At 48.0% G+C, this 23,499-nt stretch carries 28 protein-coding genes and 2 tRNA genes; 22 read left to right on the top strand and 8 right to left on the bottom strand.

The window, feature by feature from the left end; translation table 11 throughout:
- The gene (locus LI015_RS14135) at positions 1-1,218 is read right to left on the bottom strand and encodes a 6-phosphofructokinase (RefSeq protein ID WP_002569730.1); all 1,218 of its coding nucleotides are present in this window, start codon (positions 1,216-1,218) and stop codon (positions 1-3) included.
- A 328-nt stretch (positions 1,219-1,546) separates the two neighbouring features.
- On the opposite strand from LI015_RS14135, the gene kduI reads away from it, so the two are divergent.
- From kduI to LI015_RS14150, 3 genes are all read left to right on the top strand, one after another.
- Complete coding sequence (gene kduI, locus LI015_RS14140) at positions 1,547-2,389, top strand: 5-dehydro-4-deoxy-D-glucuronate isomerase (RefSeq protein WP_002569729.1); 843 nt, start codon at positions 1,547-1,549, stop codon at positions 2,387-2,389.
- Between the two features lie 22 nt (positions 2,390-2,411).
- Complete coding sequence (locus LI015_RS14145) at positions 2,412-3,218, top strand: gluconate 5-dehydrogenase (protein ID WP_002569728.1); 807 nt, start codon at positions 2,412-2,414, stop codon at positions 3,216-3,218.
- A 143-nt stretch (positions 3,219-3,361) separates the two neighbouring features.
- Positions 3,362-4,069 carry a GntR family transcriptional regulator gene (locus LI015_RS14150; RefSeq protein WP_002569727.1) on the top strand — a complete coding sequence of 236 codons (708 nt, stop codon included), beginning with the start codon at positions 3,362-3,364 and terminating at the stop codon, positions 4,067-4,069.
- A gap of 40 nt (positions 4,070-4,109) precedes the next feature.
- Here the strand turns inward: LI015_RS14150 and LI015_RS14155 are convergent, their stop codons facing one another.
- Positions 4,110-4,298 (bottom strand): hypothetical protein, encoded by a 189-nt coding sequence (locus LI015_RS14155; RefSeq protein WP_002569726.1) that lies wholly within the window; start codon positions 4,296-4,298, stop codon positions 4,110-4,112.
- 157 nt (positions 4,299-4,455) lie between these two features.
- On the opposite strand from LI015_RS14155, the gene LI015_RS14160 reads away from it, so the two are divergent.
- The 10 genes from LI015_RS14160 (at position 4,456) to LI015_RS14205 (ending at position 12,980) form a co-directional block, all read left to right on the top strand.
- Positions 4,456-4,674 carry a helix-turn-helix domain-containing protein gene (locus tag LI015_RS14160; protein WP_002569725.1) on the top strand — a complete coding sequence of 73 codons (219 nt, stop codon included), beginning with the start codon at positions 4,456-4,458 and terminating at the stop codon, positions 4,672-4,674.
- A gap of 184 nt (positions 4,675-4,858) precedes the next feature.
- Positions 4,859-6,304 (top strand): sensor histidine kinase, encoded by a 1,446-nt coding sequence (locus LI015_RS14165; protein ID WP_227125433.1) that lies wholly within the window; start codon positions 4,859-4,861, stop codon positions 6,302-6,304.
- A 24-nt stretch (positions 6,305-6,328) separates the two neighbouring features.
- On the top strand, positions 6,329-7,180 hold the full coding sequence (locus tag LI015_RS14170) for a response regulator transcription factor (RefSeq protein ID WP_227125435.1): 852 nt from the start codon (positions 6,329-6,331) through the stop codon (positions 7,178-7,180).
- Between the two features lie 342 nt (positions 7,181-7,522).
- Positions 7,523-8,572 (top strand): TRAP transporter substrate-binding protein, encoded by a 1,050-nt coding sequence (locus tag LI015_RS14175; RefSeq protein WP_002569722.1) that lies wholly within the window; start codon positions 7,523-7,525, stop codon positions 8,570-8,572.
- Positions 8,556-9,059 carry a TRAP transporter small permease gene (locus LI015_RS14180; protein ID WP_002569721.1) on the top strand — a complete coding sequence of 168 codons (504 nt, stop codon included), beginning with the start codon at positions 8,556-8,558 and terminating at the stop codon, positions 9,057-9,059. The genes LI015_RS14175 and LI015_RS14180 overlap by 17 nt, the downstream gene beginning before the upstream one ends.
- Positions 9,056-10,363, top strand: coding sequence for a TRAP transporter large permease (locus LI015_RS14185; protein ID WP_002569720.1), 1,308 nt, complete (start codon positions 9,056-9,058; stop codon positions 10,361-10,363). Before LI015_RS14180 ends, LI015_RS14185 begins: the two co-directional genes overlap by 4 nt.
- A 392-nt stretch (positions 10,364-10,755) precedes the next feature.
- On the top strand, positions 10,756-11,667 hold the full coding sequence (locus tag LI015_RS14190; protein ID WP_195638879.1) for an AEC family transporter: 912 nt from the start codon (positions 10,756-10,758) through the stop codon (positions 11,665-11,667).
- Between the two features lie 307 nt (positions 11,668-11,974).
- A complete protein-coding gene (locus LI015_RS14195) occupies positions 11,975-12,136 on the top strand; it encodes a hypothetical protein (RefSeq protein ID WP_002569718.1) in 162 nt (53 codons plus the stop codon).
- Positions 12,137-12,222: 86 nt separating this feature from the next.
- Positions 12,223-12,513, top strand: coding sequence for a phage holin family protein (locus tag LI015_RS14200; RefSeq protein WP_002569717.1), 291 nt, complete (start codon positions 12,223-12,225; stop codon positions 12,511-12,513).
- A 110-nt stretch (positions 12,514-12,623) separates the two neighbouring features.
- The gene (locus LI015_RS14205) at positions 12,624-12,980 is read left to right on the top strand and encodes a hypothetical protein (RefSeq protein ID WP_227125437.1); all 357 of its coding nucleotides are present in this window, start codon (positions 12,624-12,626) and stop codon (positions 12,978-12,980) included.
- Between the two features lie 281 nt (positions 12,981-13,261).
- Here the strand turns inward: LI015_RS14205 and LI015_RS14210 are convergent, their stop codons facing one another.
- Entirely contained in the window at positions 13,262-13,411 is a 150-nt protein-coding gene (locus tag LI015_RS14210; RefSeq protein ID WP_002569715.1) for a hypothetical protein, read from the bottom strand.
- Positions 13,412-13,875: 464 nt separating this feature from the next.
- On the opposite strand from LI015_RS14210, the gene LI015_RS14215 reads away from it, so the two are divergent.
- Positions 13,876-14,157: a DUF503 domain-containing protein gene (locus tag LI015_RS14215; RefSeq protein WP_054353977.1), complete on the top strand. Its 282-nt coding sequence runs from the start codon at positions 13,876-13,878 to the stop codon at positions 14,155-14,157.
- Between the two features lie 225 nt (positions 14,158-14,382).
- Here the strand turns inward: LI015_RS14215 and LI015_RS14220 are convergent.
- Positions 14,383-14,455 (bottom strand) — tRNA-Val (locus LI015_RS14220).
- 467 nt (positions 14,456-14,922) lie between these two features.
- Between LI015_RS14220 and LI015_RS14225 the strand changes: the two genes are divergently transcribed.
- The 3 genes from LI015_RS14225 to LI015_RS14235 all read left to right on the top strand — a co-directional run bounded on the left by LI015_RS14225 (position 14,923) and on the right by LI015_RS14235 (position 18,130).
- Complete coding sequence (locus LI015_RS14225; protein ID WP_002569713.1) at positions 14,923-15,267, top strand: hypothetical protein; 345 nt, start codon at positions 14,923-14,925, stop codon at positions 15,265-15,267.
- Between the two features lie 319 nt (positions 15,268-15,586).
- Positions 15,587-16,681: an NAD(P)-dependent alcohol dehydrogenase gene (locus LI015_RS14230; RefSeq protein ID WP_002572146.1), complete on the top strand. Its 1,095-nt coding sequence runs from the start codon at positions 15,587-15,589 to the stop codon at positions 16,679-16,681.
- Between the two features lie 12 nt (positions 16,682-16,693).
- Complete coding sequence (locus LI015_RS14235) at positions 16,694-18,130, top strand: aldehyde dehydrogenase family protein (protein WP_118018669.1); 1,437 nt, start codon at positions 16,694-16,696, stop codon at positions 18,128-18,130.
- A gap of 167 nt (positions 18,131-18,297) precedes the next feature.
- Here LI015_RS14235 and LI015_RS14240 read toward each other — a convergent pair whose 3' ends face one another.
- Together LI015_RS14240 and LI015_RS14245 are read right to left on the bottom strand one after the other, a co-directional pair.
- Positions 18,298-18,765, bottom strand: a complete 468-nt coding sequence (locus LI015_RS14240; RefSeq protein WP_002569710.1) for a nucleoside deaminase — start codon at positions 18,763-18,765, stop codon at positions 18,298-18,300.
- 146 nt (positions 18,766-18,911) lie between these two features.
- Positions 18,912-18,984 (bottom strand) — tRNA-Ala (locus LI015_RS14245).
- A gap of 159 nt (positions 18,985-19,143) precedes the next feature.
- Between LI015_RS14245 and LI015_RS14250 the strand changes: the two genes are divergently transcribed.
- The gene (locus LI015_RS14250) at positions 19,144-19,296 is read left to right on the top strand and encodes a hypothetical protein (protein WP_002584761.1); all 153 of its coding nucleotides are present in this window, start codon (positions 19,144-19,146) and stop codon (positions 19,294-19,296) included.
- A 223-nt stretch (positions 19,297-19,519) separates the two neighbouring features.
- Here the strand turns inward: LI015_RS14250 and LI015_RS14255 are convergent, their stop codons facing one another.
- Positions 19,520-19,693, bottom strand: a complete 174-nt coding sequence (locus LI015_RS14255; protein ID WP_002569709.1) for a DUF1540 domain-containing protein — start codon at positions 19,691-19,693, stop codon at positions 19,520-19,522.
- A gap of 315 nt (positions 19,694-20,008) precedes the next feature.
- On the opposite strand from LI015_RS14255, the gene LI015_RS14260 reads away from it, so the two are divergent.
- From LI015_RS14260 to hslO, 3 genes are all read left to right on the top strand, one after another.
- A complete protein-coding gene (locus tag LI015_RS14260; RefSeq protein WP_002569708.1) occupies positions 20,009-20,518 on the top strand; it encodes an SEC-C metal-binding domain-containing protein in 510 nt (169 codons plus the stop codon).
- A gap of 114 nt (positions 20,519-20,632) precedes the next feature.
- On the top strand, positions 20,633-21,400 hold the full coding sequence (locus LI015_RS14265) for a class I SAM-dependent DNA methyltransferase (RefSeq protein WP_002578701.1): 768 nt from the start codon (positions 20,633-20,635) through the stop codon (positions 21,398-21,400).
- 5 nt (positions 21,401-21,405) lie between these two features.
- A complete protein-coding gene (gene hslO, locus LI015_RS14270) occupies positions 21,406-22,284 on the top strand; it encodes an Hsp33 family molecular chaperone HslO (protein WP_002569706.1) in 879 nt (292 codons plus the stop codon).
- Between the two features lie 119 nt (positions 22,285-22,403).
- Here the strand turns inward: hslO and LI015_RS14275 are convergent, their stop codons facing one another.
- The gene (locus LI015_RS14275; protein ID WP_002569705.1) at positions 22,404-22,601 is read right to left on the bottom strand and encodes a cold shock domain-containing protein; all 198 of its coding nucleotides are present in this window, start codon (positions 22,599-22,601) and stop codon (positions 22,404-22,406) included.
- A 263-nt stretch (positions 22,602-22,864) separates the two neighbouring features.
- On the opposite strand from LI015_RS14275, the gene LI015_RS14280 reads away from it, so the two are divergent.
- Positions 22,865-23,410, top strand: a complete 546-nt coding sequence (locus tag LI015_RS14280; RefSeq protein ID WP_002569704.1) for a DUF5662 family protein — start codon at positions 22,865-22,867, stop codon at positions 23,408-23,410.
- Positions 23,411-23,499: the final 89 nt, after the last annotated feature.

Consider the following 23,499-nt stretch of genomic DNA (forward strand, 5'->3'; position numbering starts at 1 on the left):
TTACTTCCTGCAGAGATATTTTGGCAGTCCGTTTTCCATGATGTGGTCCGGCTGCCCCTGAATCAGGGGAAGGGCATAGTCCAGGAATTCCGGTCCGATATCGGAGCCTTCCGCCGTGATCCACTCCACAGGAAAGGATTTTTCGCGGTTGCACACATTGCCTACCTCTGTAAGTCCATATTCAAGTTCATATCCGGGCCCTGACAGGCGGGAACAGGTAACCATTTTGCCGGTTTCTCCCTGCAGGGCCTTTTCTACGGCTGTTCTGCCGGAGCTCTCTGCCTCCTGCACATCGGCGGCAGAGGCCAGAAGGCTGCTGCAGCGCTGGTTTACATTCAGCTCCACGGAGCGGACCTTTACCTGGAAACGGTTGCGGACATAGCTTTCCAGTATCTTGGCGCAGCCAGTAAGCATCTTGTGGCCGAAGGTGTCAATCTGGGCGTCATTGGTGTATTCGCAGATAAAACGGCCGTTTTTGTCGCAGATGCCTTCGGATACGCAGATTACCACATTGGGCTGGCGGGACAGGGCCTGCTCCACGTCCTTAAAAAACTGTTCCATGGAGAACGGCACTTCCGGCATATAAATGAGAAGAGGATTGTCGCCGGGGAATTTTCTGGCCAGGGCGGCAGCAGCCGTTACCCAGCCTGCATGGCGTCCCATCAGTTCCACGATAGTGACAGCCGGCTGCTGGTACACAGAGGCGTCCAGGGAAATTTCACGGACCGTGGAGGCCACATACTTGGCGGCGCTTCCATATCCGGGGGTATGGTCAGTCACAGGCAGATCGTTGTCTATGGTTTTTGGCACTCCGATGAAGGAGATGGATTCACGGCGGATCCGGGCGCATCGTGAGAGCTTGTCAACCGTGTCCATGGAATCATTTCCGCCGATATAGAAACAGGCTCCTATGTTCATGGATTTGAATTTTTCAAATAAAAGGCTGTAAACCGGCGCATCCAGGTTTTCAGGCAGTTTGAACCGGCATGAGCCCAGATAAGCGGCCGGAGTCTGCTTAAGCAGGATGAGGTCCTCATGGGTAAGAGAGGACAGGTCCATGACGTGGCCTGAGAGGAAGCCTTCGATGCCGTTTACCATGCCGTACACATGGTCCACCTCTTCCGGCCGGGCCATGCCCTCTGCAATGACTCCATATAAGCTGGCGTTAATGACGGCTGTGGGGCCGCCGGACTGGCCCACCAGGATGTTTTTTTTCATAATCATTCTCCTCGCTGTAATGTTTCATGGTCAAACACGGTCAAGTATATAATAAACAGACACACAACGCAAGCCTTACTGTTGTGAACATGCATAGAAAATCACTACAATTTTGTAGAATATGCCCATTGAAAAAGATATACGACTGTGTTAATCTGTATACAGATTTAAAAAGTTGTATACAAATTGCTAGAAAGAAATACAAACTCAAACGCAATCTAAATCGCAAAGGCAAATGTAGACACAAAAGAAAGTCAAGATTAAAGGAATCTAAGATTAAAGGAAACTAAATTTAAAGGAAATCAAGTTTAAAGGAGGAAACAAGATAATGGATATTCGCTATTCTGCAAATCAGAGGGATGTAAAGCGTTACACCACCCAGGAGCTGAGGGATGAGTTCCTGATTCAGAACCTGTATGCGGCCAATGAGGTAGTGGCTGTGTATTCACATGTGGATCGTATGGTGACATTGGGATGTATGCCTACCACAGAAACTGTTTCCATAGATAAGGGAATTGACTGCTGGAAGAATTTCGGAACTCACTATTTTCTGGAGCGCCGCGAGATTGGTATTTTCAATATCGGCGGAAGCGGCAGGATTGTGGCTGACGGACAGGAATTCCAGATGGGATATAAGGACTGCCTGTACATCACAAAGGGAACAAAGGAAGTATATTTTTCCAGCGACGACGCTTCTGCACCGGCTAAGTTCTACATGGTAAGCGCGCCGGCCCATACTTCTTACACCACCACCTACATCCCCATTGCAAAGGCAGCCAAGAGGCCCTGCGGAGCATCTGAGACAGCCAATAAGCGCGTTATCAACCAGTTTATCCACCCGGATGTACTTAAGACCTGCCAGCTGTCCATGGGCATGACTGTGCTGGAGGAGGGAAGCGTATGGAACACCATGCCGTCCCACACCCATGAGCGCCGCATGGAGGTTTATATGTACTTTGAGGTTCCAGGCGACAACGTGGTATTCCATATGATGGGGGAGCCCACCGAGACAAGGCACATTGTGATGAAGAACGAGGAAGCTGTTATCAGCCCTTCCTGGAGCATACACAGCGGAGCCGGCACATCCAACTATACATTTATCTGGGCCATGGGCGGAGAGAACATGGAGTTTGACGACATGGACACCATGATGCCCAATCAGATGAGATAAGCAAATCAAGGAGGAAAAAGAAATGGCAGATTATTTAAATAACTTTTCACTGGAGGGCAAGGTAGCCCTGATTACAGGTGCATCCTACGGAATCGGCTTTGCCATCGCCAAGGCCATGGCAGGCGCAGGCGCAACCATCGTGTTCAATGATATCAAGCAGGAGCTGGTTGACAAGGGACTGGCTGCTTACAAGGAAGAGGGAATCGAAGCCCACGGCTATGTATGCGACGTGACCAGTGAGGACGCCGTCAACGAGATGGTTGGAAAGATTGAGAAGGAAGTAGGCGTGGTGGACATTCTGGTGAACAATGCCGGCATCATCAAGAGGATTCCCATGTGCGATATGACGGCTGCCGAGTTCAGACAGGTTATTGACGTGGACCTGAACGCGCCGTTCATCGTGTCCAAGGCAGTTATCCCCAGCATGATTAAGAAGGGCCACGGAAAAATTATCAACATCTGCTCCATGATGAGCGAGCTTGGCCGTGAGACCGTATCCGCATACGCCGCAGCCAAGGGCGGCCTTAAGATGCTGACCAAGAACATTGCTTCCGAGTACGGAGAGTACAACATCCAGTGCAACGGCATCGGGCCCGGTTACATTGCCACTCCCCAGACCGCTCCGCTGCGTGAGATTCAGCCTGACGGATCCAGACATCCATTTGACCAGTTTATCGTGAGCAAGACTCCGGCAGGGCGCTGGGGCGAGGCCGAGGATCTGGGCGGACCTGCCGTATTCCTGGCTTCCGACGCATCCAATTTCGTCAATGGACTGGTGCTGTATGTGGACGGAGGAATCCTGGCATACATCGGCAAGCAGCCTAAATAATCCGGCTTGAATTTTCCGGGGGAATCATTTATAATATAGACCAGTTGGCAGTCCGGCAGCTTTTGATGCGGCCGGACTGTTTGATAGGAAGAGCGGCATTTTATGCCTGTGCTGTATGCGGGTATTGATAAGGGGGTCCAGCCATGGGAGAGATGAACTTCAAGAACCGGGGAGAGCTTGTATACGAGACACTTAAGCAGGAAATCCTGGATTTAAGGCTTAAGCCGGGCCAGATGATTAGTGAAAATGATATATGCGAGCGCTTTGGGGTGTCCAGAACACCGGTGCGTGACGCGCTCCGGCTTTTGCAGGAGCAGGGATTTGCAGAGACCATTCCCTACCGCGGCACTTATGTGACTCTTCTGAGCCTGGACAACATCAAGCAGATGATATATATGCGCGTGGCCGTGGAAACCATGGTGCTCAGGGATTTCCTGGAAATCCAGACGCCCATGGTCATGGAGGACATCCGCCACAGCATTGCGCAGCAGAGGGCTGTTATCAGGGAACCGGGTTTTGAGCCGGAGCAGTTTTACCGTATGGACGCGCAGATGCACTCCATCTGGTTTGCGGCTGTCAGGCGCCAGAAGCTGTGGGAGATGCTTCAGGCCCAGCAGCTCCACTATACCAGGTTCAGGATGCTGGACTTTATCACGGAAACTGATTTTATGCGCATTATCGGTGAGCATGAGGATTTATTCCGTCTGATTGCGGATAAAAATGAAAAAGGGCTGGAGGAAGCCTTGAAGGAACACCTTTATTACAGCATGAAACGTATGCGCCGTTCTATTGAGGTGGACTATAAGGATTACTTTGAGGAAGAAGATGAAGAAGGGCGGTTTGTCATTTGACAGGCCGCTCTTTTACGTGATGGAAATATTGGATGGATACCTATTTTTTCAGATAGATTCTCTCGTCCGGGTTCTCATCCAGATATTCTTCCAGCTCCTCAGGGGACAGATGGGAGCGCACCTCCTCGAAATAGGCCGCACCATCCATGGCCATGAACTCCGTCAAACGGCGGACTACCTCTTCATCCTCCAGAAGCTTTTTCATGCCTTCTTTTGTGAAATAATCCATTTGCTTTGCCCTGCCTTTCAGATATGTAAATAACAGCATTTACATTTATATAGTATATTCGTAATTGCGAAGATATTCAAGATGTGAAATCTAACTTATGCTTAATCTATCTAAGAAACCAGCCCTTCGGCGGCTTGAGCGTATACAGGAGATAAAGATGATAGATTATTCACCATTCTGGAAGACACTGGAGCAATCTGAGGAAAATTGGTACACACTTACAAAGAAGCACCGCGTGTCGGACAGTACCCTTCACAGGCTGAAACACAACATGGACATATCCATGAAGACTGTGAATGACCTTTGCAGGATACTGGACTGCGATATTGAGGATATTGCAGTGTATGTGCCTTCCGAAAAGGACCAGCTGCTGTGATGGTCCGCGGCTTACGGCCGGCGGCCTCAGGAAAACGCCTATGTCAGTAAATACAGACTGCCTTACTGGCTGCAGGCGTTTTTTGCTGCGCAAAAATACAAAGTTCCGCCATGTTTTTGGTTTGTCTCTTCCAAAATGTTAAAAACTATTATAGAATAAGCTATGAACGATGGAGGTAGACTGGATGGAAGGAAGGCAAGGAAGAAAACTGCATGGTATTTGGATGTCCTGCTCTCTGGAGCGGAAGGTCAGATGGATTACCATTTCCACGGCCGCCGTGGTCATCCTGTCCATAACAGCGGTGATGCTGATCGCCGGCTATGGCATGAAGGGATTCGGGGATTTGCTTATGGGCAATTCGCGGAGCCTGGCCTTCTGGTCGGCCATGGATGCTGAGAGCAGTTCCTTCCAGTATTATGCAGGGGACAGGTCGCCTGAAAACAGGGAGAAATATGAGATGTCCTGCGCCAGGACCCGCTCTGCGCTTAAGTCCCTGCCCTTTGACTATGAGGAGATCGGTGCGGAACGTTATGGGGTCACCTGGTCCATTTTAAATATGTATGAGAATTACGCCGCTGCCAGGGATGCGTTTCTGGAGATGGAGGAAGGGGCGCCGGATTATCTGGACCGCCTCTATACCATTTACCGGGTTCAGGGATATCTGGCAACCCATGCGGGCCGTCTGGAACAGATGACCGTGCAGTCGGGCAATGAGCGGTATGAGATGCAGCGCCCGCTGTTCATTATTGTGCCGGCAGTCAGTATTTTGTGGGGCGCGGCAGCTCTTTTGATGGTCAGATGGCTGAACCGTTCCGTCCAGAAAAACATTGTCCGCCCCATGGTAGAGCTGGCGGAGGACTCCAGACGGATAGGGGAAAATGATTTTACGGGCCCGGACACCTGTGCGGAGGGCAGTGATGAGATCGCCAGCCTGGTCAGGGCCTTTTGCACCATGAAAGCCAGTACCAGGGGATATATTGAAGCCCTGACGGAAAAGCACAGAATGGAGAAGCAGCTGGACGAGGTGCGGCTGCAGATGCTGAAAAACCAGATAAATCCCCACTTTCTGTTCAATACACTGAATATGATTGCCAGTACGGCCCAGATTGAGGATGCAGACACCACAGAGAAGATGATCCATGCCCTGAGTAGGCTGTTCCGCTATAACCTGAAATCCACGGACTCCGTGATGCCCCTGGAGCGGGAGCTTAAGGTGGTGCAGGACTACATGTATTTGCAGCAGATGCGGTTCGGACAGAGAATCCGCTATGACACGGACTGTAAGCCGGATACCATGGAGGTGCTGGTGCCCTCCTTCGCCCTGCAGCCTCTGGTGGAAAACGCCATTATCCACGGCATTTCTCCCAAGGGACAGGGGGGAAGGATACATGTCCGTTCCTGGATGGAGGGAAGGCGGCTCTGGATATCGGTGGCTGATACAGGACGGGGAATGGCGCAGGAACGGCTGGAGGAAATACGCCTCGCCCTGGCAAGGGGAGAGGAGAAGGCCACCGGCGTGGGCGTGGGAAATATTTACCGCAGGGTCCATGGAATGTACCGGGACGGCGAGGTTTTCATTTACAGCAGTGAGGGACGGGGAACGGTCGTGCAGATGGCCTTTACACCCTGATGACAGGACGAAAGGATGAGGTATATGTATCGTGTATTGCTGGCGGATGATGAACAGATTGAACGTATGGCGCTGGCCAAGCGTCTGAAGAGGCATTTTTGCGGCAGCCTGGATATCAGCGAGGCAGTGAACGGGGCAGAGGCCCTGGAGACATTCAAAAGGGAAAAAAGCCAGATTGTGGTCATGGATATATCCATGCCGGAGATGAACGGGGTGGAGGCGGCGGAACGCATCCGCAGCCTGGACGAGGACTGTATTATTATTTTCCTGACAGCCTATGATGAGTTTTCCTATGCCAAGAGGGCCATTGTCATACGGGCCCTGGATTATCTGCTGAAGCCCTGCGAGGAGGATGAGCTGGTGGCTGTCATGGAGGAGGCCATGCGGCTGACGGATAAACGGCTGAATGTTTCGGGCGTTCCTTCTCCGGGTGTTCCTTCTCCAGGCGTTCCTTCTCCAGGTGTTCCTTCTCCGGACATTCCTTCTCCGGACATCCGCCGGGAGGAACATGCAGAAGCCATGCCCAGGGATGACGGGGACGGACGCCTGGCCCAGGTGGCGGAAACCATTCGGGAGTATATACGGAATAATTATATGAAGGAAATATCCATGCAAGATGCTGCCAGGATGATGAATTATTCAGACGCCTATTTCTGCAAGCTGTTCAAACAGTGCTTTGACCAGAATTTCACCTCCTACCTCACCGGTTTCAGGGTAAACGAGGCCAAAAAACTGCTGAAGGACAGGAGCATAAGCGTCAAGGACGTGAGTATGCAGGTAGGGTATTATGATTCCAATTATTTTGCAAAAGTGTTCAAGCGCATGACCGGAATGATACCATCCGAGTACAGGGATAGTGAGACTGCACAAAAATAGAACAGGTTTTTTGTGCATTTATGCGAAGGTAACTAGAAAAAAATGGGGAAGGACAAAATCTTCTTCCTGTATGACAAACTTTTACGGTACAAAATAAAAGCCCCTGGCTATATAATTAAGAAAGTGTTAAGAAGGCGCCAAAAAATCTTAACGTTTTCTGGTTGATAGCCAAGGGGCTTTTGTTGTGGAGAAAAGGGCCGGGACTCTGAAAGAGCCGGGCAACGGGCAGCAAAAGGCCGCCGTTTTGCGGTATGGGAAACAGTATTTCAGTCCAGAATAAACAGGAACGCAGGTTTCTGGGATGTATTGAAACAAAAGAATTTGCCGTATAAAGGGAAAGGAATGAAAAAAGTGAGAAAATTCATAAAGAGAGTGGCGGCTGCCGCCCTTGCAGCTGCTGTGGCAGCAGGTCTTACAGGCTGTGGCTCAGTGACTTCCGGAAAACGGATTATCCGTGTATCCCATGCCCAGTCAGAGACGCATCCGGAGCATATAGGGCTTTTAGCTTTTAAGGAATATGTGGAGGAACGGCTGGGGGACAAGTACGAGGTCCAGATATTCCCCAATGAAATCCTGGGTTCTGCCCAGAAGGCCATTGAGCTGACCCAGACAGGGGCCATTGACTTTGTTGTGGCCGGAACCGCCAATCTTGAGACGTTTGCAGGCGTATACGAAATATTCAGTATGCCCTATCTTTTCGACTCAGAGGATGTGTACAAATCTGTAATGCAGGATACGGACTACATGGAAAAGGTTTATGAGTCCACGGACGAAGCCGGTTTCAGGGTGGTTACCTGGTACAATGCAGGCGTCAGGAATTTTTATGCCAAGACTCCGATTCATACCCCTGATGACTTAAAGGGAAAGAAGATAAGGGTTCAGCAGAGCCCGGCCAGCGTTGCCATGGTCAATGCCTTCGGAGCAGCGGCAGCCCCCATGGGATTCGGTGAGGTATATACGGCTATCCAGCAGGGCGTTATCGACGGTGCGGAGAACAATGAGCTGGCCCTTACCAACAACAAGCACGGCGAGGTTGCCAAGTATTATGCCTATAATAAGCATCAGATGGTGCCGGATATGCTGGTTGCCAACCTGAAATTCTTAAACGGTTTGAGCCCTGAGGAATACCAGGTATTCAAGGACGCTGCAGCCCTGTCCACAGAGGTGGAGCTTGAGGAGTGGGATAAGAGCATTGAGGAAGCCAAGGATATTGCACAGAATAAAATGGGCGTGGAATTTATAGATGTGGACGTGGATGCGTTCAAACAAAAGGTGCTGCCTCTTCATGAGACCATGTTAAAGGATAATCCCAAGATTGTGGACCTGTACAATCATATCCAGGAAATAAACGAAAAAGCGAAGGGAGGAAAGCAGGATGGAGACAATGCATAAAGTGAGAGCCAGAATCATGCAGATTCTGGGAGTTTTTATCATCTGCCTGTTTATGCTGATGACTATAATCGGGACCTACCAGATTGTTACCCGCTATTTCTTCAATAAGCCCAGTACTGTTTCAGAGGAGCTTTTAACCTACAGCTTCACATGGATGGCCCTGCTGGCTTCCGCCTATGTGTTCGGCAAAAGGGACCATATGAGGATGGGATTTCTGGCGGATAAGATTAGCGGTTCCGCCAAGAAATACCTGGAAGTCATCATTGACCTGCTGACCTTTGCCTTTGCCGGTGTGGTCATGGTTTACGGAGGTATCTCCATCACAAAGCTGACCATGATCCAGACCACAGCATCCCTCAGGGTGCCTATGGGATATATCTATGTGATTGTACCTGTGACAGGCATTATTATCATGATGTTCAGTCTGATGAACGCGGCAGACATGCTGCACACGGATTTTGGCAAAAAGGAGGATGCAGGAGTATGAATATAGCAGTAGTCTGCGGACTGATTATTTTGGTGCTTTTAGTAGTGATGCTCTTAGCGGGGGTTCCCATTGCGGTAGCCCTGGCAGTGTCATCCATCTGTGCCATTCTTCCGGTACTCAATACGGGAGCAGCCGTGCTTACAGGGGCACAGAGAATTTTTTCAGGCATATCCGTATTCAGCCTTCTTGCCATTCCGTTTTTCATCCTGGCAGGAAATATCATGAATAAGGGCGGTATTGCCATCCGTCTCATCAACTTTGCAAAGCTTTTTACAGGAAGCATTCCCGGCGCCCTGGCCCATACCAACGCAGTGGCAAACATGCTGTTCGGCGCCATATCCGGTTCCGGTACCGCAGCTGCCTCCGCCATGGGTTCCATCATCGGGCCTATTGAGGAAGAGGAGGGCTATGACAGGGATTTCTCTGCTGCTGCTAATATTGCCACGGCGCCAACCGGCCTTCTGATTCCTCCCAGCAATGTAATGATTACCTACTCCCTGGTCAGCGGCGGCACCTCGGTGGCAGCCCTGTTCATGGCGGGATACATTCCGGGCATCCTCTGGGGCCTTGCCTGCATGGCGGTTATCTTCTATTTTGCCAAGAAGAAAGGGTACCGCAGCACAAAGAAATATTCCAACAGTGAAAAGGTAAAGGTTTTCTTCCAGGCCATTCCCTGTCTGCTGATGATTGTCATTGTTATCGGCGGTATTATCAGCGGTATTTTTACCGCAACTGAGGGAAGCGTGGTGGCGGTGGTGTACAGCCTGATTCTTTCCCTGTTCTTCTATAAGTCCATAAAGTTCTCTGAGCTGCCTAAGATTTTCCTGGACAGCGCGGAGATGACAGGCATCATTATTTTCCTGATTGGCGTGTCCAGCATCATGAGCTGGGTTATGGCCTTTACCGGAATCCCCACAGCCGTGTCAGAGGCAATGTTAGGTATCAGCAACAACCGGTATGTGATTCTTTTTATTATCAATATCCTCCTGCTGATTATCGGTACATTTATGGACATGACGCCGGCCTGTCTTATCTTCACACCTATCTTCCTGCCAATCTGCCAGGCCCTGGGTATGAATACCGTACATTTCGGTATAATGATGATATTTAACCTGTGTATCGGAACCATCACGCCTCCGGTAGGAACGACGCTGTTTGTAGGTGTAAAGGTGGGTAAGACCAAGATTGAAAATGTAATTAAACCCCTGCTGCTGTATTTTGCGGCTATATTTGTTGTACTGCTGCTTGTATCCTATGTTCCGATTCTGTCCATGTGGCTGCCGGGACTGCTGGGATATGTATAGGCGGTACGGGAATCCGGAGTATAAATCTGCCCTTTAAAGGAGACAGAGGACTGGGACACATGTGAGCATGTGTGCTGTTTCGCAAAGGGATTGGAGAGACCGGCGCCAGGTTGGGCGTCCGGTCTTTCTTTCTGTCCTCCTGCTGTACTGGAGATGTACTTGGATTATACTGTGGGTGTACCGGAGATGTACTGGAGCTGTTCGGGGATTCCTGGGGATTTGTCTGCCTCAATTTGCCTGCCTCATATTGTTTTGTTATTGCAGTCTGCCGTTGTTTTTGATATTATAACAGGGACTTGCGATTACCAGGATTTGCGAAATGAAGGTTTAAAACAAAAGGTTTAAATCAAAAGCCGGGGCGGGAAGAGAAAACGGATGGGAGAAATGATAAAATGGCAGAAGTGTTGATGAAGGCCGGTTCTTTTGTGGCTGTCATAATAATGGGAAATCTGTTGAGAAGAGCAGGCTTTTTTAAGGAGGAAGATTTTTATGTCTTATCGAAAATCGTACTTAAAATAACCCTTCCCGCGGCGATTATATCTAATTTTTCAGGGATCGACCTGAAGCCGTCCATGCTGGTGGTGACACTGCTGGGCTTTGCAGGCGGCATTTTGTATATCGCCGTGGCCTTTTTTATGAGTATCGGAAAAGATCGGGAAGAACGGGCATTCAATATACTGAATTTGCCAGGATACAATATAGGTAATTTTACCATGCCCTTTGCCCAGAGCTTCCTGGGTCCTGTTGGTGTGGTGGCAACCAGCCTGTTTGATACCGGAAACGCGTTTATCTGTCTGGGCGGGGCCTACAGCGCGGCGGTGGCGACAAAGGAGAAGAACGCCAGGTTCAGCATGTTTCCGGTTATAAAGACGCTGCTCAAATCCATTCCTTTTGACGCATATCTGATTATGACCGTGCTGTCGCTTCTCCATGTGGGACTGCCGGCCCCCATTACCTCATTTACCGGAGTGATTGGAAATGCAAATGCATTTATGGCCATGCTTATGATTGGGGTGGGATTTAAGCTGAACGGGGACAGCAGCCAGCCGGGTAAAATCGTGAAGATACTTGCGGCCCGGTATTCACTGGCCATTGTACTGGCTCTGGTCTTTTATTTCCTGCTGCCCTTTGGGATAGAATACAGGCAGGCTCTGACCATACTTGCCCTCAGCCCCATGTCCTCTGCCGCACCTGCATTTACAGGAAACCTGGGGGCGGATGTGGGACTGGCAAGCGCGGTGAACTCTATATCCGTCGTCATCAGCACGGTGCTGATAACCGGGACACTGATGATGATACTGTAGAGCCAGAGCGGAATAAAACAGACGGCAGGGGAGCGGGAATGGCGGGAAAAACAGGGGAGAGGAAAATAAATTAAAAAAATGTATCGGGTGTGTATAATTCTTTGGGATGGGGCCATAATAGGAGTATACACGAAAGAGAAAATAATTAATACTTATCCTCCCCTTTTTAAATCAGCTCCGGCGCCAGTGGCGTGCCGGGGCTGATTTTTTAAACACAGGGGCTTTGCCGGGGCGGAGATTTCTGATACTGTATATCTGATACATGTTTCCCACTGTCATGGTACATACTATCCCAGAGGTGATGAAAATGAAACAGGGAGAGCAGAAATCCACAAAGGAACTGGAAGAGCAGGCAAAGAATGTAGAGACATTCAATCCCAGATGGCACGGTGGCGAGTATCTGGGGCCTAACACACTGAGACAGAAAGCAGATACTGAGGTTTATGGGAAAATGGAAGAGGAGCCGTAGGGCTTCTCTTTTTTGGGCTTGGGACTGTCAAAACCTGTTCAGCTTAATATACTGATAGTAAGACAAGTAACAGGAGGAAAGTGTGTATGCAGATAACGGATTATGTAAAGCCGGAGTTAATTGTGGTGGCTCTTGTGCTGTATTTTGTGGGCATGTGGATTAAGCAGAGTGAGGCGGTGAAGGACAGATATATCCCCTTAATCAACGGCGGCCTGGGAATTGTCATATGCGGGATTTATGTGCTTGCCACAAGTACATGCCGGTCTGGGCAGGAAATTTTCATGGCAATATTTACCGCCATAACCCAGGGAATCCTGCTGGCAGGGCTGAGCACGTATGTCAATCAAATCATAAAGCAGATAGGCAGGGAGGAATAGAAGGGGGAATCCATGGAGTATCACTGTTCTGAATCTGTTTTAGGATATGTGGACCTGCAATGAATGCGCTATGTCTGAATAAGATATTGTAAAAGGCTGCGGGTATTAATATGACAACAGAGCAGTATATTATCACATTTTTTGGGATTGATACAAAATATTACACAGACGACTTTGTGGGAAGATGCTGGGAAATGGCTGCGGACGAGGAGTACGGCTCCACAGGAGTCTATGTCACCGGGACAGTGACAACACACAGCTTGATATGCGGTGAGATACGCGGCTGCCAACTGGGGAAAGTAGGGCATTGTGTCTCTGCTGTCAGGAACCCGGTGGAGGTGGCTGATAGCAGAACCTATAAGAAGTCGCTCATAAATGTTATAAACAGGACAAGAAGTTTGCTGGATAACCCCAATATGAGTATTATCATCAATGAGGTGGAGTATTTTTATTTTTGTCAGATATAAACTGGGGGAGGCGTCAGATATTGTTTGAATCTGGAGCCCTCATCCGCGGGTGGACAAGGTGTGGGAGGAAGAGTACAGGTCAAAAAGCCTTAAAAAAGGGAGGAGCCGGTCAGGATTTCTCCTGCCGGCTGTATTATGAAAAAAAGTCTGATTAGCAATATCAACTTACAAGATATAGTATATGGGCTAAATATGAGCATCCTATGAGCATCCTGTAGCGAAAATATGAACGATTTGTAAGAAAATTGTGAATATCAGCGACAGGGTATCAAAAAAGGAACCTAATCGGTTCCTGTCATGATCTCTTTCATTTGCTGGGTTACGGGGCGATAACCGTCATTGCTGAAAAGACCGTTGAATATGCTGTCGCCCAATGCCAATATAAGGAGAATAACCGCCAGGATGATGAGTGCCTTGGTGAAGAATTTCATTTTAATACCTCCTGTGGTGTGATTGATAGGTCAGTTTACTAGATAATATATCCTAATCATACTACATTATAAATCATGGGGCAATATTTTTGGGAGACAAATAAAATGGTAAATAAAACGGCGGGAAATGAAATATGGATGGAGGAACCGTAAAAGGGAACCATAAAAAGGAATTATAAAAAGAAAACGGTTTGCATCCACATTTAATCCACCGGTTATCCACACACTTATCCACATTATCCACTAAAAACACAAGATAATCAGGATTGATATTGTGTTTATCTATATATAGTGGTATTATGGTTGTGGATAAGTGGCAGAGAGGAGTTTATTTATAAATATGAAGGGATTGGATATTTATAATTAAGGTCATTCTGGAATTACCCATGACAAAGTGGATGGAAGTGACACAATTAAAAGATGAGAAATTGTAACGTAGTGTATTTGATTACGAGGTGGACGAAATGCTGATATTATCATTAAAAATCAAGCTCCATGCGCCCTGGGTTCATTCATTGAAAGAAAAACGCATGGTTGTTAAAAGCCTGCTGTCTAAAATGCGGAACAAATTTAACGTGGCTGTGGCAGAGGTGGGAGAGCAGGATATACACCAGACCATTGTCATTGGCGTGGCTGCTATCGTACCGCATAGCGCCCAAGCCGACAGTGTGATGGAGGAGATACGGTATTTTATAGAAGAGAGTACGGAAGCTGAGATTACAGATATGGAAAGAGAGATATTTTAATCGGCATGATGGCAGTACCTATGAACGTGTGGCCTGGGAACCGACGGATGGTACGTGGATAAGAACGGAATCTGGAACGGGAAAGAGAATGATAGTAATTGAAAAACTGTTTGCAGAGAAGGGATTAGGCCAATCGGTTTAGTCCCTTTTTGAACAATTGTCATCAGAATAATAAAAAATGTGCCAAGACCCTGTAAAAACAAAGGTTCCGGCACAAATATCCAGTGGAGACAACAGGACTCGAACCTGCGACCCTCTACACGTCAAGCAGATGCTCTCCCAGCTGAGCTATGTCTCCAACGAGATTAATTATATCATATAGGCGGGGAGGATGGCAAGCAATTCTTGTAATGAACAGTAAAAACAGAAAAAATAAACAGAAAAAATAAGCGATAAAATGTACCATAAACAATGGTCCTTGGTATAATGCGTCTTTCATAATGTACCCCGATAATGTACCCCGATAATGTACCCCGATAATGTACCCCGATAATGCATCACGATAATGCATCACGATAATGCATCCAAGAGAGGGCTCTCATAACCGTATAGAAATTGTGAGGCTTTCATTTCTCACGAAGTTCCGCAGTATAAGAACAAAATTGTAAGCTGCTTCGGGCCTTATTTCATATTGTGTATTGTTTTATCGTAATAGTTCTCCTGATATTATAAGTGTCGGAAATAAATCAAAAAATACAAGCATACTGACCGAACAAAGGGAATTATTATACACTTCTCCGTTCTATTAGTAATGGAGGGGGAGAAATGAAAAAAATATGGAAATATATGGCCGCCGCAGGCCTGTTTATGGTATTGCTCCTGGCGGCCTGTTATATTCGGCTGCCTGATTACAGAATCTATAAGGTGTTCTCATATAGCGGTTTGAATGTCAGAGAAACGGACCTGTATGTCATTGTATATAAACCCTGGCGGATTGACCATGAGGTTCAGGGTATTGTTTCCCAGCATAATGAGATGAATGGAACACCCGATAAACTGACTGTGTGGCTCTATTACAGTAAATATAATCTGGACCGGGGGAAGGATTTTAACAAGGTAATATTCGAGTACAGTAAAAGCCAGGTAACGGATCCGCCTGAAGCATGGTAGGAAATCCGAATATACCAGGTTTAGAGATATAATGGCCAGGCTGTGACGTCTGGTTTTTTTGCATTTCAGAAAATATATTTTCGTATTAAGCTGTTTTGGGGCTGAACTCCTGCTGGTCGGCTGAACTCCTGCCGGGCAGATGAATTCCCTGAATGTAAATAAATGTATGACTATAGTCGAATGAAGTCGGAAATTGTAAAAAATATTTTGATTTATCGTTAAAATATTAGTAAATATGTTAAAATACAAACTATTGTTCTAAGTTATCGCGATTAGTGATATGATGGTACAATAAATAAGAGAGAGGGAGGTTTAACAGATGAAGATAACAGCAGCAGTTGTGAGAGAGAAAGGTAAGCCCTTCCAGTTTGAGGAATTGGACCTGCAGGATCCCCGTGAAGGGGAGGTGATGGTAAAGATAGCGGCCAGCGGTGTATGCCACACAGATGAGGTGGCGCAGCATCAGATGATTCCGGTACCACTCCCGGCCGTCTTGGGCCATGAGGGATGTGGGATTGTTGAGAAGGTGGGAGAGGGAGTGACGGAGTTTCAGAAGGGGGATCATGTGGTATTTTCCTTCGGATACTGCGGACATTGTAAGAGCTGTCTGGCGGGCAGACCCTATGCCTGCGAGAATTTTAATGCCATTAATTTTGGCGGTGTCATGAGCGACGGCACTAAGCGTCTGTCCAAGAATGGCCAGGAAATTTCTTCCTTTTTCGGACAATCCTCCTTTGCAACCTATTCCGTTGTCCATAAGAACAGTATCATTAAAGTGGATGAGGATTTGGAACTGGATATCCTGGGACCATTGGGATGCGGAATCCAGACAGGAGCGGGCGCTGTCCTGAACCGGCTCAAACCCACGGCCGGCTCAAGCCTGGTGGTGTTTGGCTGCGGTACAGTTGGCATGAGTGCTATCATGGCAGCCCATCTGTGTCCCTGTAAAAATATTATTGCAGTGGGCGGAAATGAAGAAAGCCTTGTCCTGGCAAAAGAACTGGGAGCCACCCATACCATCAACCGGAAAAAATGTGACTGTATTGTAAGTGAAATCAAGAAAATTACGGAAGGCGGAGCGGATTATGCTATTGATACCAGCGGCGTACCTGACTTTGTAAAAAAGGCACTGGCCTGTGTGAAATTCCTGGGGACGGCCGTGGTATTGGGTGTGACGGGAGAGCTGACCATACAGGTCCAGGAGGAGCTGATGGGCGAGGGAAAGTCCCTCATAGGCATTGTGGAAGGGGATTCAAATCCCAAACTGTTTATCCCCCAGTTGATTTCATATTACAAGCAGGGAAAGTTCCCCTTTGACAAATTGATTCGCGTGTTTGAATTTGATGAGATTAATGAGGCGTTTGAGGCTTCCCACAGCGGGAAAGCCATTAAAGCCCTGCTGAAGATGAGATAGGAGGCATTGAGAATGGAATATCAATTATACATAAACGGGGAATGGAAGGACACTGTGACAGGATATGTGGCTGAGGATAAGAATCCGGCTGATGATTCTGTGTTTGCCAGGGTGCATTTTGCAGGCGGGGCAGAAGTGGAGGAGGCTATTGCAGCTGCCCAAAGGGCATGGAGGCCGTGGGCAGACACACCGGCCGCCCAAAAGGAGCAGATTCTTCTGAAGGCAGCTGACTGGATGCAGGAGCACATGGATGAGGTGGCGGATGTGCTGATGGGGGAAAGCGGTTCTGCTTTTGGAAAGGCGTACTTTGAAGCTGGATTTGCAGTGGATATACTCAGAACAGCAGCCGGTGAGTGCCGGCGGGTATTCGGCCAGGTCCAGCAGCAGGAGGCGGGGGAAATATCCATGATCCGAAGGCTTCCCCTGGGGGTGGTTGCAGGGATTGCTCCCTTTAATTTCCCATTGTTATTGGCTCTTAAAAAGGTGGCCTTTGCCCTGGCAGCAGGCAATACCTTTGTGCTCAAACCAGCCAGCGCAACGCCTGTTTCAGGTGTGATGATAGCCAAGGCCCTGGACGGGGCAGGAATTCCAAAAGGTGTGTTCAATCTGGTTCCTGGTTCCGGTGAGGAGGTTGGAAACAAGCTTATTGAAGATGAACGCATCCGTATGGTGGCATTTACCGGCTCTACTGCTGTTGGCAGGGGGATTGCCTCTAAAGCGTCCGTTCTTTTTAAGAAATATTCTCTGGAAATGGGCGGTAAGAATCCTCTTATCCTTTTAAAGGATTTTGACGTGGAACAGGCTGTCAGGATTGCGGGATTCGGAGCATTTTTCCATCAGGGAGAGATATGCATGTGTACATCTAGGCTGATTGTGGAGGAGCCGGTATACGACCCGTTCTGTGAAGCGTTTGCTGCCTATGCCAGAACCATGAAGGTAGGGGATCCGCACCAGAAGGATACCATCATCGGGCCTCTCATTAAACAGGAGCAGTGCCAGATCATTGACAGCCAGATTCAGGATGCTGTATCCAAAGGCGCCGTGCTGATGACCGGCGGGACCCATGAGGGAAACTTTTACCAGCCCACAGTGCTGAAGGATGTAACGCCGGATATGAGGATATTCTATGAGGAAAGCTTTGGGCCGGTCACTTCCATCATTAAGGCAGTGGATGCGCAGGACGCTGTCCGCCTTTGCAATGACAACCAATACGGACTTTCCTCATCACTTCTGACCAATGATTTGTCAAAGGCCATGTCCCTGTCTCTTGACATGGAGGCCGGTATGGTGCATATCAATAACGCGACGGTTTCTGATAACTCCACTGTGGCTTTTGGAGGAGTCAAGAACAGCGGCGTGGGAAGAGAAGGCGGTTCCTATTCCATTGACGAGTTTACGGAGCTGAAATGGATTACGGTCCAGTATACACCGGCACAGCTTCCATTTTGATGGCGGGGAGAGGCTGTCTGGGTTAAGGCTGCACGGCTTGGCAGGCGGCTTTATGCCCACCCTGCCATTTTCGCACAAGACGCCGGGCGTTGTATTGGTCTTTCCGGAATCAGCCGGTTCATCCATAGAATCTAAGAACCCCGGAGTCAGGCAGCAGAGAGAATGTCTCAGCCTTTTGTATTTTTTGAAAAATAAGCTGTCAATATCTTTAGGCTTTCGTCCCTCAGGACCCCGGACGTAACCTGCGGTTTCCAGGGGGAATGCTCAAAGACGATTTTGCAGCATTCGGCTCCTTTCTCATGAAGTATGCTGCACAAATCAATATCGCTGGCGCCATAGACCAGCCGCCCCAATTTGGTCCATACCATTGCGCCGCAGCACATGAAACAGGGTTCACAGCTGGAATAGAGTGTATATTCGCGTAAATCCGTGATATGCGTCTCTGCGCAAAAACGCCGGAGCAGTCCGGCTTCTGCGTGGAAGGTGGGATCGGAGCCGGTATAAATCTGGTTCTCGTTGCTGAAGATAATTTCGCCGTCCTTGACCAGCACTGCTCCAAAGGGTTCGTTTCCATGGCTGACAGCCAGCTGGGACAGGCGTATGGCTTCTTTCATAAAGATTTCATCATTCATCATGTAGTTCCTCCTGGTTTCATTCATTTTACGGATGATTTTTATGTTTTACAGGTTTTATTTGGGATGTATATGGAATTTATAGGGGGATATAAAATAAAAAGGCCAAAATCCTTTCTGTGCAAAGGGTTTTGGCACACCATATAAAATGGAGACAACGGGATTCGAACCCGCGGTCTCTGCGTTGCGAACGCAGCGCTCTCCCAGCTGAGCTATGTCCCCATTGATTCGATTATAGCACGGTTGGAAAAAAATACAAGTTAAGTTTAGAACTTTTTACATATTTTTCTTCTTTTCGGGACATACTGTTGTCAGAGAAATCACAGCCGTGTATGCACCGTGTGTGCACCCGCGGATGCAGGCGGCAGATGGGAGACGGATATGGACAGATATGAAGAAGAAAAGCAGGCCAGAAAAAAGTCAAATGAAATGTTTAACAGCATTACGGAAAAGGTAAAGCCGGAAAACCAGAACCAGACCCATAATTCCAGGCGGGAAGGAATGGGACCAAATACAAAGAGAAAACCATGTTAACATAGGAAGCATCCACTGTGATTGATGATATTATATCACTGCGGGTGCTTTTCTTTTTGACTGTTTTCGACAGGCTTGCGGATAAATCAACGAATTTGTCGAGTTATCCACAATGTTGTGGAGAAGAATGTGGATAATATGTTATTGTCTGATAAATAAAAGAAAAAAGAGACTGTGCCAGACAGCAATATATCCTGTCCGGACACAGTCCCTGAGAACGGAATTACTGAGCCTTATTTACAAAAGACTCGCAATCTGTACATTCCTTCTTGGTTGGGTTCATCTCATGAGTTCCGACCTTGATGGCTTCAAGGGTGCAGTAATCCTCGGACTGTGCATTGTAAGCACAATTCTTGATGGTACATTTGATGCTCTCATTTTTTCCGTTTACTTTCATGGTAAAGCCTCCTTTTGAATTGAATTGGATTCAGGTATATTATTTGCAGAAAAACAGAAAAAATACCCTTGATTTGCAGGGGAAACAAAAACAGCGTATTGGGATGTATGGGGAATGCCTCAGGTTTTAGGTTTATTTGGCTGTATTTAGCTGTATAAAATAAAATATGTTTGAAAAATCTTATGTTTTGTTATATACTAAGGGTTATGGGCGGCCATGGACAGGCAGCAGAACGGTCCGGCAGACAGAAAGAGGCATGGCGCCCTGGACAGGAAGCCCCTGGAACATAAATAATACAAAAAGGATGGTTTTACTATGGCACTGTTAGAGACATGGAGAAATCTGGCTTACGGCGACGGCCTGGATGATAAAAAGAAAGAAGAATTGTGGGCTGGATATTTTCAGATTGAGAAGGGAATCTATGAGCAGATTCTTTCTAACCCAACAGAGGTTATCACGGGCACTGTAAAGGACCTGGCAGAGAAGTACAATACGGAAATCCTTATCATGACTGGTTTCCTGGATGGAATCAATGAGAGCCTGAAGGGCTATGAGAACCCCATTGATACCATGGAAGAGGATACTGAGGTTAAAATTGAGATTGACCCGGAGAAGCTGTACTACAATATGGTAGAGGCGAAGGCTAACTGGCTGTATGAGCTTCCCCAGTGGGACGAGATTCTTACACCGGATAAGCGCAAGGAACTGTATAAGTCCCAGAAGGCGTCCGGTACCGTGCGCAAGGGCAAGAAGATTTTCCCAAATGATCCCTGTCCATGCGGAAGCGGCAAGAAATATAAGAAGTGCTGCGGAAAGAACGCATAAAGCCCCTGATTTTACCCGCCTGCCCGGAACTGTTCCGGACAGGCGCTTTTGTAGTTTGATGATTTGGCGATGGCTGCGGGAATGAGACGCGGCGCCGTTGGGAAGGATGAGGACATGGAAGCTTACAGCAGTTTTGCGGAGGTCTACGATATTTTCCAGGATAATGTGCCCTATGAGGAGTGGTGTTCCTATGTAACAGGACTGCTCCGGGAGCAGGGAGTGGAGCGTGGCCTGGTACTGGACCTGGGCTGCGGCACGGGAAGCCTTACCGGGCTTCTGGCAGAGGCCGGGTATGATATGATTGGGATTGATAATTCCGGGGAAATGCTTCAGATGGCAATGGATAAACGGGCGGCCTCGGGCCAGGACATTCTTTATCTCCTGCAGGACATGCGGGAGTTTGAGCTTTACGGCACGGTGCGGGCAGTTGTCAGCATATGTGATTCCATGAACTATATGATGGAGTACCGGGATTTGGTGCAGGTGTTCCGGCTGGTTAATAATTATCTGGACCCAAGGGGGGTATTTATATTTGACCTGAACACCGAGTATAAATACCGGGAATTGCTGGCAGATAACACCTTTGCGGAGGCCAGGGAGGAGAGCAGCTTTATCTGGGACAATTTCTATGATGAAAGTTCAGGAATAAACGAGTATGACCTTACCCTGTTTATCCGTGAGGGCCAGCTGTACCGCAAGTATGAGGAGACACATTTCCAGAAGGCCTACAGCCTGGATGAGGTGAAACGGGCAGCCTTGGAGGCCGGTATGGAGTTTGTGGCTGCTTACGATGCGTGTACCCGCAATCCGGTGCGGGAAGACAGCGAACGCATCTATGTAATCATGAGGGAACAGGGAAAGACAATGAAAGACGAGGAGTGAATCGTATGGCAGATTATGTAATCAGAGCAACTGCGGCACAGGGGCAGATCAGGGCCTTTGCCGCCACCACCAGGGACCTGGTGGAACAGGCCAGAATATCCCATAATACCAGTCCGGTGGCAACGGCTGCCCTGGGCAGGCTGCTGACGGCCGGTGTGATGATGGGCTGTGACATGAAGGGGGAAAATGACCTTCTCACCCTTAAGATACAGGGGGACGGACCCATCGCAGGCCTGACCGTGACAGCGGATTCCAGAGGAAATGTGAAGGGATATGCGTTCAATCCCATGGTGATGCTTCCTCCTAATGAAAAGGGAAAACTGGATGTGGGCGGAGCGCTGGGCGTGGGCGTCTTAAGTGTCATCAAGGACATCGGGCTTAAGGAGCCGTATGTTGGGCAGACCATCTTGGTGACAGGAGAGATTGCGGAGGACCTGACATATTATTATGCCACCTCTGAACAGACTCCGTCCTCCGTGGCGCTGGGGGTCCTGATGAATAAGGACAACACGGTGCGTCAGTCCGGGGGCTTCATCATTCAGCTGATGCCGGGGGCTTCCGAGGATATCATCGGCAGACTGGAGAACAAGCTGAAGGAAATATCGTCCATTACCACCCTGCTGGACGTGGGCAACACGCCGGAGATGATACTGGAGTATGTACTTGGGGAATTCGGCCTGGAAATCGGCGGAAGGCTTCCGGCTGCATTTTACTGCAACTGTACAAAGGACCGGGTGGAGAAGGCGTTGATCAGCGTGGGCAGAAAGGATATAGGGGAAATGATAGAGGATGGCAAGCCCATTGAGGTGAACTGCCATTTCTGCAATAAGAATTACACGTTTTCCGTGGATGAACTGAAGGATATGCTGGAAAAAGCAAAATAACAATAAGAGCCAGTCGCAGGACTGGCTCTTACTTGTAATCATTTGAAATCAGATATAACTTACTTCAACCTCTATCAGTGATGATATATGTTTGAAAAAGGTACACTGTTGTTCATTGATTATAATTTGGTTACGTTTGTAGCCTGAGGACCCTTAGCTCCGTTTACTACATCGAACTCAACTTCTGCGCCCTCATCTAAGGACTTGAAGCCATCCATGTTCAGACCTGAGTAGTGAACGAATACATCGTTTCCCTGCTCGTCGGAAATAAATCCGTAACCCTTCTGGTTGTTGAACCACTTAACTGTACCTTTCATTACGATACCTCCAAAAAATATAAAAAATAAAAAAATGTGATATGTTGCAAACTATTTCGCAACTGTCCTAAGGATATCATAAATGTTGAAAAGTGTCAAACGTTTTTGGGCATTAAGTATAAACAATTTATATAAACCTCAGATTCTGTTGTTCAAAGGTTAAAATATGAAGAAATACAGCCAAAAAGGCGAAATTTATGATATACTAGAGCATATTTCAATGCAGTGCGCCATGCGTATTAATGTGTAAAGAAGGGATTTGAATGAAAATCTGTAATATATGGAACCATTTTTCTACCATTACAAGGCACAGAAACCTGGTCAGGAAGCATTGTTTTCAGATTGGCCTGTACTGGCAGGGACTTACCCATGATCTCTCCAAGTACAGTCCGGAGGAGTTCTGGACCGGGGTAAGGTATTATCAGGGAAACCGCAGCCCCAATGCAGCGGAGCGTGAGACTGTGGGGTATTCCAGGGCCTGGCTTCACCATAAGGGCAGGAACAAGCACCATTATGAGTATTGGATTGACATTTCCAACCATAAGGAGGAGGGCCTGGTGGGAAATAAGATGCCTCTGCGGTATGTGGCTGAGATGGTCTGCGACCGGATAGCTGCCTGCGAAGTGTATAAGGGCAAAGCCTACACCAGCGCGGCCCCGTTAGAATATTACGAGTATACAAAGAATTATATCACCATCCATCCCAGGACCAGAGCGCTTTTGGAGAAGCTTCTCCACATGCTGAAGGACCAGGGGGAGGAAGCCACCTTTGCCTATCTGCGCAAACTTTTGAAAAAGGGAACGTATTAAGGAAAGAGGGCATGGAAGAAGCCGCCTTGGGTCTGGCCGGATACCGGACAAAGGCGGCTTTTTGAATGACTGAAAATCTGCATGACTGA

This window comes from Enterocloster sp. 210928-DFI.2.20 (assembly GCF_020554465.1).
GTDB classification, from domain to species: Bacteria; Bacillota; Clostridia; order Lachnospirales; family Lachnospiraceae; genus Enterocloster; species Enterocloster bolteae.

Bases quoted from the DNA above. Each gene is read 5' to 3' on its own strand.
- LI015_RS14165 (WP_227125433.1), top strand. From the start codon at position 4,859: ATGGAAGGAAGGCAAGGAAGAAAACTGCATGGTATTTGGATGTCCTGC.
- LI015_RS14215 (WP_054353977.1), top strand. From the start codon at position 13,876: ATGCTGATATTATCATTAAAAATCAAGCTCCATGCGCCCTGGGTTCAT.
- LI015_RS14240 (WP_002569710.1), bottom strand. From the start codon at position 18,765: ATGATGAATGATGAAATCTTTATGAAAGAAGCCATACGCCTGTCCCAG.
- LI015_RS14205 (WP_227125437.1), top strand. From the start codon at position 12,624: ATGACAACAGAGCAGTATATTATCACATTTTTTGGGATTGATACAAAA.
- LI015_RS14170 (WP_227125435.1), top strand. From the start codon at position 6,329: ATGTATCGTGTATTGCTGGCGGATGATGAACAGATTGAACGTATGGCG.
- LI015_RS14180 (WP_002569721.1), top strand. From the start codon at position 8,556: ATGGAGACAATGCATAAAGTGAGAGCCAGAATCATGCAGATTCTGGGA.
- LI015_RS14225 (WP_002569713.1), top strand. From the start codon at position 14,923: ATGAAAAAAATATGGAAATATATGGCCGCCGCAGGCCTGTTTATGGTA.
- LI015_RS14195 (WP_002569718.1), top strand. From the start codon at position 11,975: ATGAAACAGGGAGAGCAGAAATCCACAAAGGAACTGGAAGAGCAGGCA.
- LI015_RS14175 (WP_002569722.1), top strand. From the start codon at position 7,523: ATGAAAAAAGTGAGAAAATTCATAAAGAGAGTGGCGGCTGCCGCCCTT.
- LI015_RS14250 (WP_002584761.1), top strand. From the start codon at position 19,144: ATGGACAGATATGAAGAAGAAAAGCAGGCCAGAAAAAAGTCAAATGAA.
- LI015_RS14145 (WP_002569728.1), top strand. From the start codon at position 2,412: ATGGCAGATTATTTAAATAACTTTTCACTGGAGGGCAAGGTAGCCCTG.
- kduI (WP_002569729.1), top strand. From the start codon at position 1,547: ATGGATATTCGCTATTCTGCAAATCAGAGGGATGTAAAGCGTTACACC.
- LI015_RS14135 (WP_002569730.1), bottom strand. From the start codon at position 1,218: ATGAAAAAAAACATCCTGGTGGGCCAGTCCGGCGGCCCCACAGCCGTC.
- LI015_RS14260 (WP_002569708.1), top strand. From the start codon at position 20,009: ATGGCACTGTTAGAGACATGGAGAAATCTGGCTTACGGCGACGGCCTG.
- LI015_RS14235 (WP_118018669.1), top strand. From the start codon at position 16,694: ATGGAATATCAATTATACATAAACGGGGAATGGAAGGACACTGTGACA.
- LI015_RS14265 (WP_002578701.1), top strand. From the start codon at position 20,633: ATGGAAGCTTACAGCAGTTTTGCGGAGGTCTACGATATTTTCCAGGAT.
- LI015_RS14150 (WP_002569727.1), top strand. From the start codon at position 3,362: ATGGGAGAGATGAACTTCAAGAACCGGGGAGAGCTTGTATACGAGACA.
- LI015_RS14155 (WP_002569726.1), bottom strand. From the start codon at position 4,298: ATGGATTATTTCACAAAAGAAGGCATGAAAAAGCTTCTGGAGGATGAA.
- LI015_RS14275 (WP_002569705.1), bottom strand. From the start codon at position 22,601: ATGAAAGGTACAGTTAAGTGGTTCAACAACCAGAAGGGTTACGGATTT.
- LI015_RS14210 (WP_002569715.1), bottom strand. From the start codon at position 13,411: ATGAAATTCTTCACCAAGGCACTCATCATCCTGGCGGTTATTCTCCTT.
- hslO (WP_002569706.1), top strand. From the start codon at position 21,406: ATGGCAGATTATGTAATCAGAGCAACTGCGGCACAGGGGCAGATCAGG.
- LI015_RS14185 (WP_002569720.1), top strand. From the start codon at position 9,056: ATGAATATAGCAGTAGTCTGCGGACTGATTATTTTGGTGCTTTTAGTA.
- LI015_RS14255 (WP_002569709.1), bottom strand. From the start codon at position 19,693: ATGAAAGTAAACGGAAAAAATGAGAGCATCAAATGTACCATCAAGAAT.
- LI015_RS14190 (WP_195638879.1), top strand. From the start codon at position 10,756: ATGGCAGAAGTGTTGATGAAGGCCGGTTCTTTTGTGGCTGTCATAATA.
- LI015_RS14160 (WP_002569725.1), top strand. From the start codon at position 4,456: ATGATAGATTATTCACCATTCTGGAAGACACTGGAGCAATCTGAGGAA.
- LI015_RS14230 (WP_002572146.1), top strand. From the start codon at position 15,587: ATGAAGATAACAGCAGCAGTTGTGAGAGAGAAAGGTAAGCCCTTCCAG.
- LI015_RS14280 (WP_002569704.1), top strand. From the start codon at position 22,865: ATGAAAATCTGTAATATATGGAACCATTTTTCTACCATTACAAGGCAC.
- LI015_RS14200 (WP_002569717.1), top strand. From the start codon at position 12,223: ATGCAGATAACGGATTATGTAAAGCCGGAGTTAATTGTGGTGGCTCTT.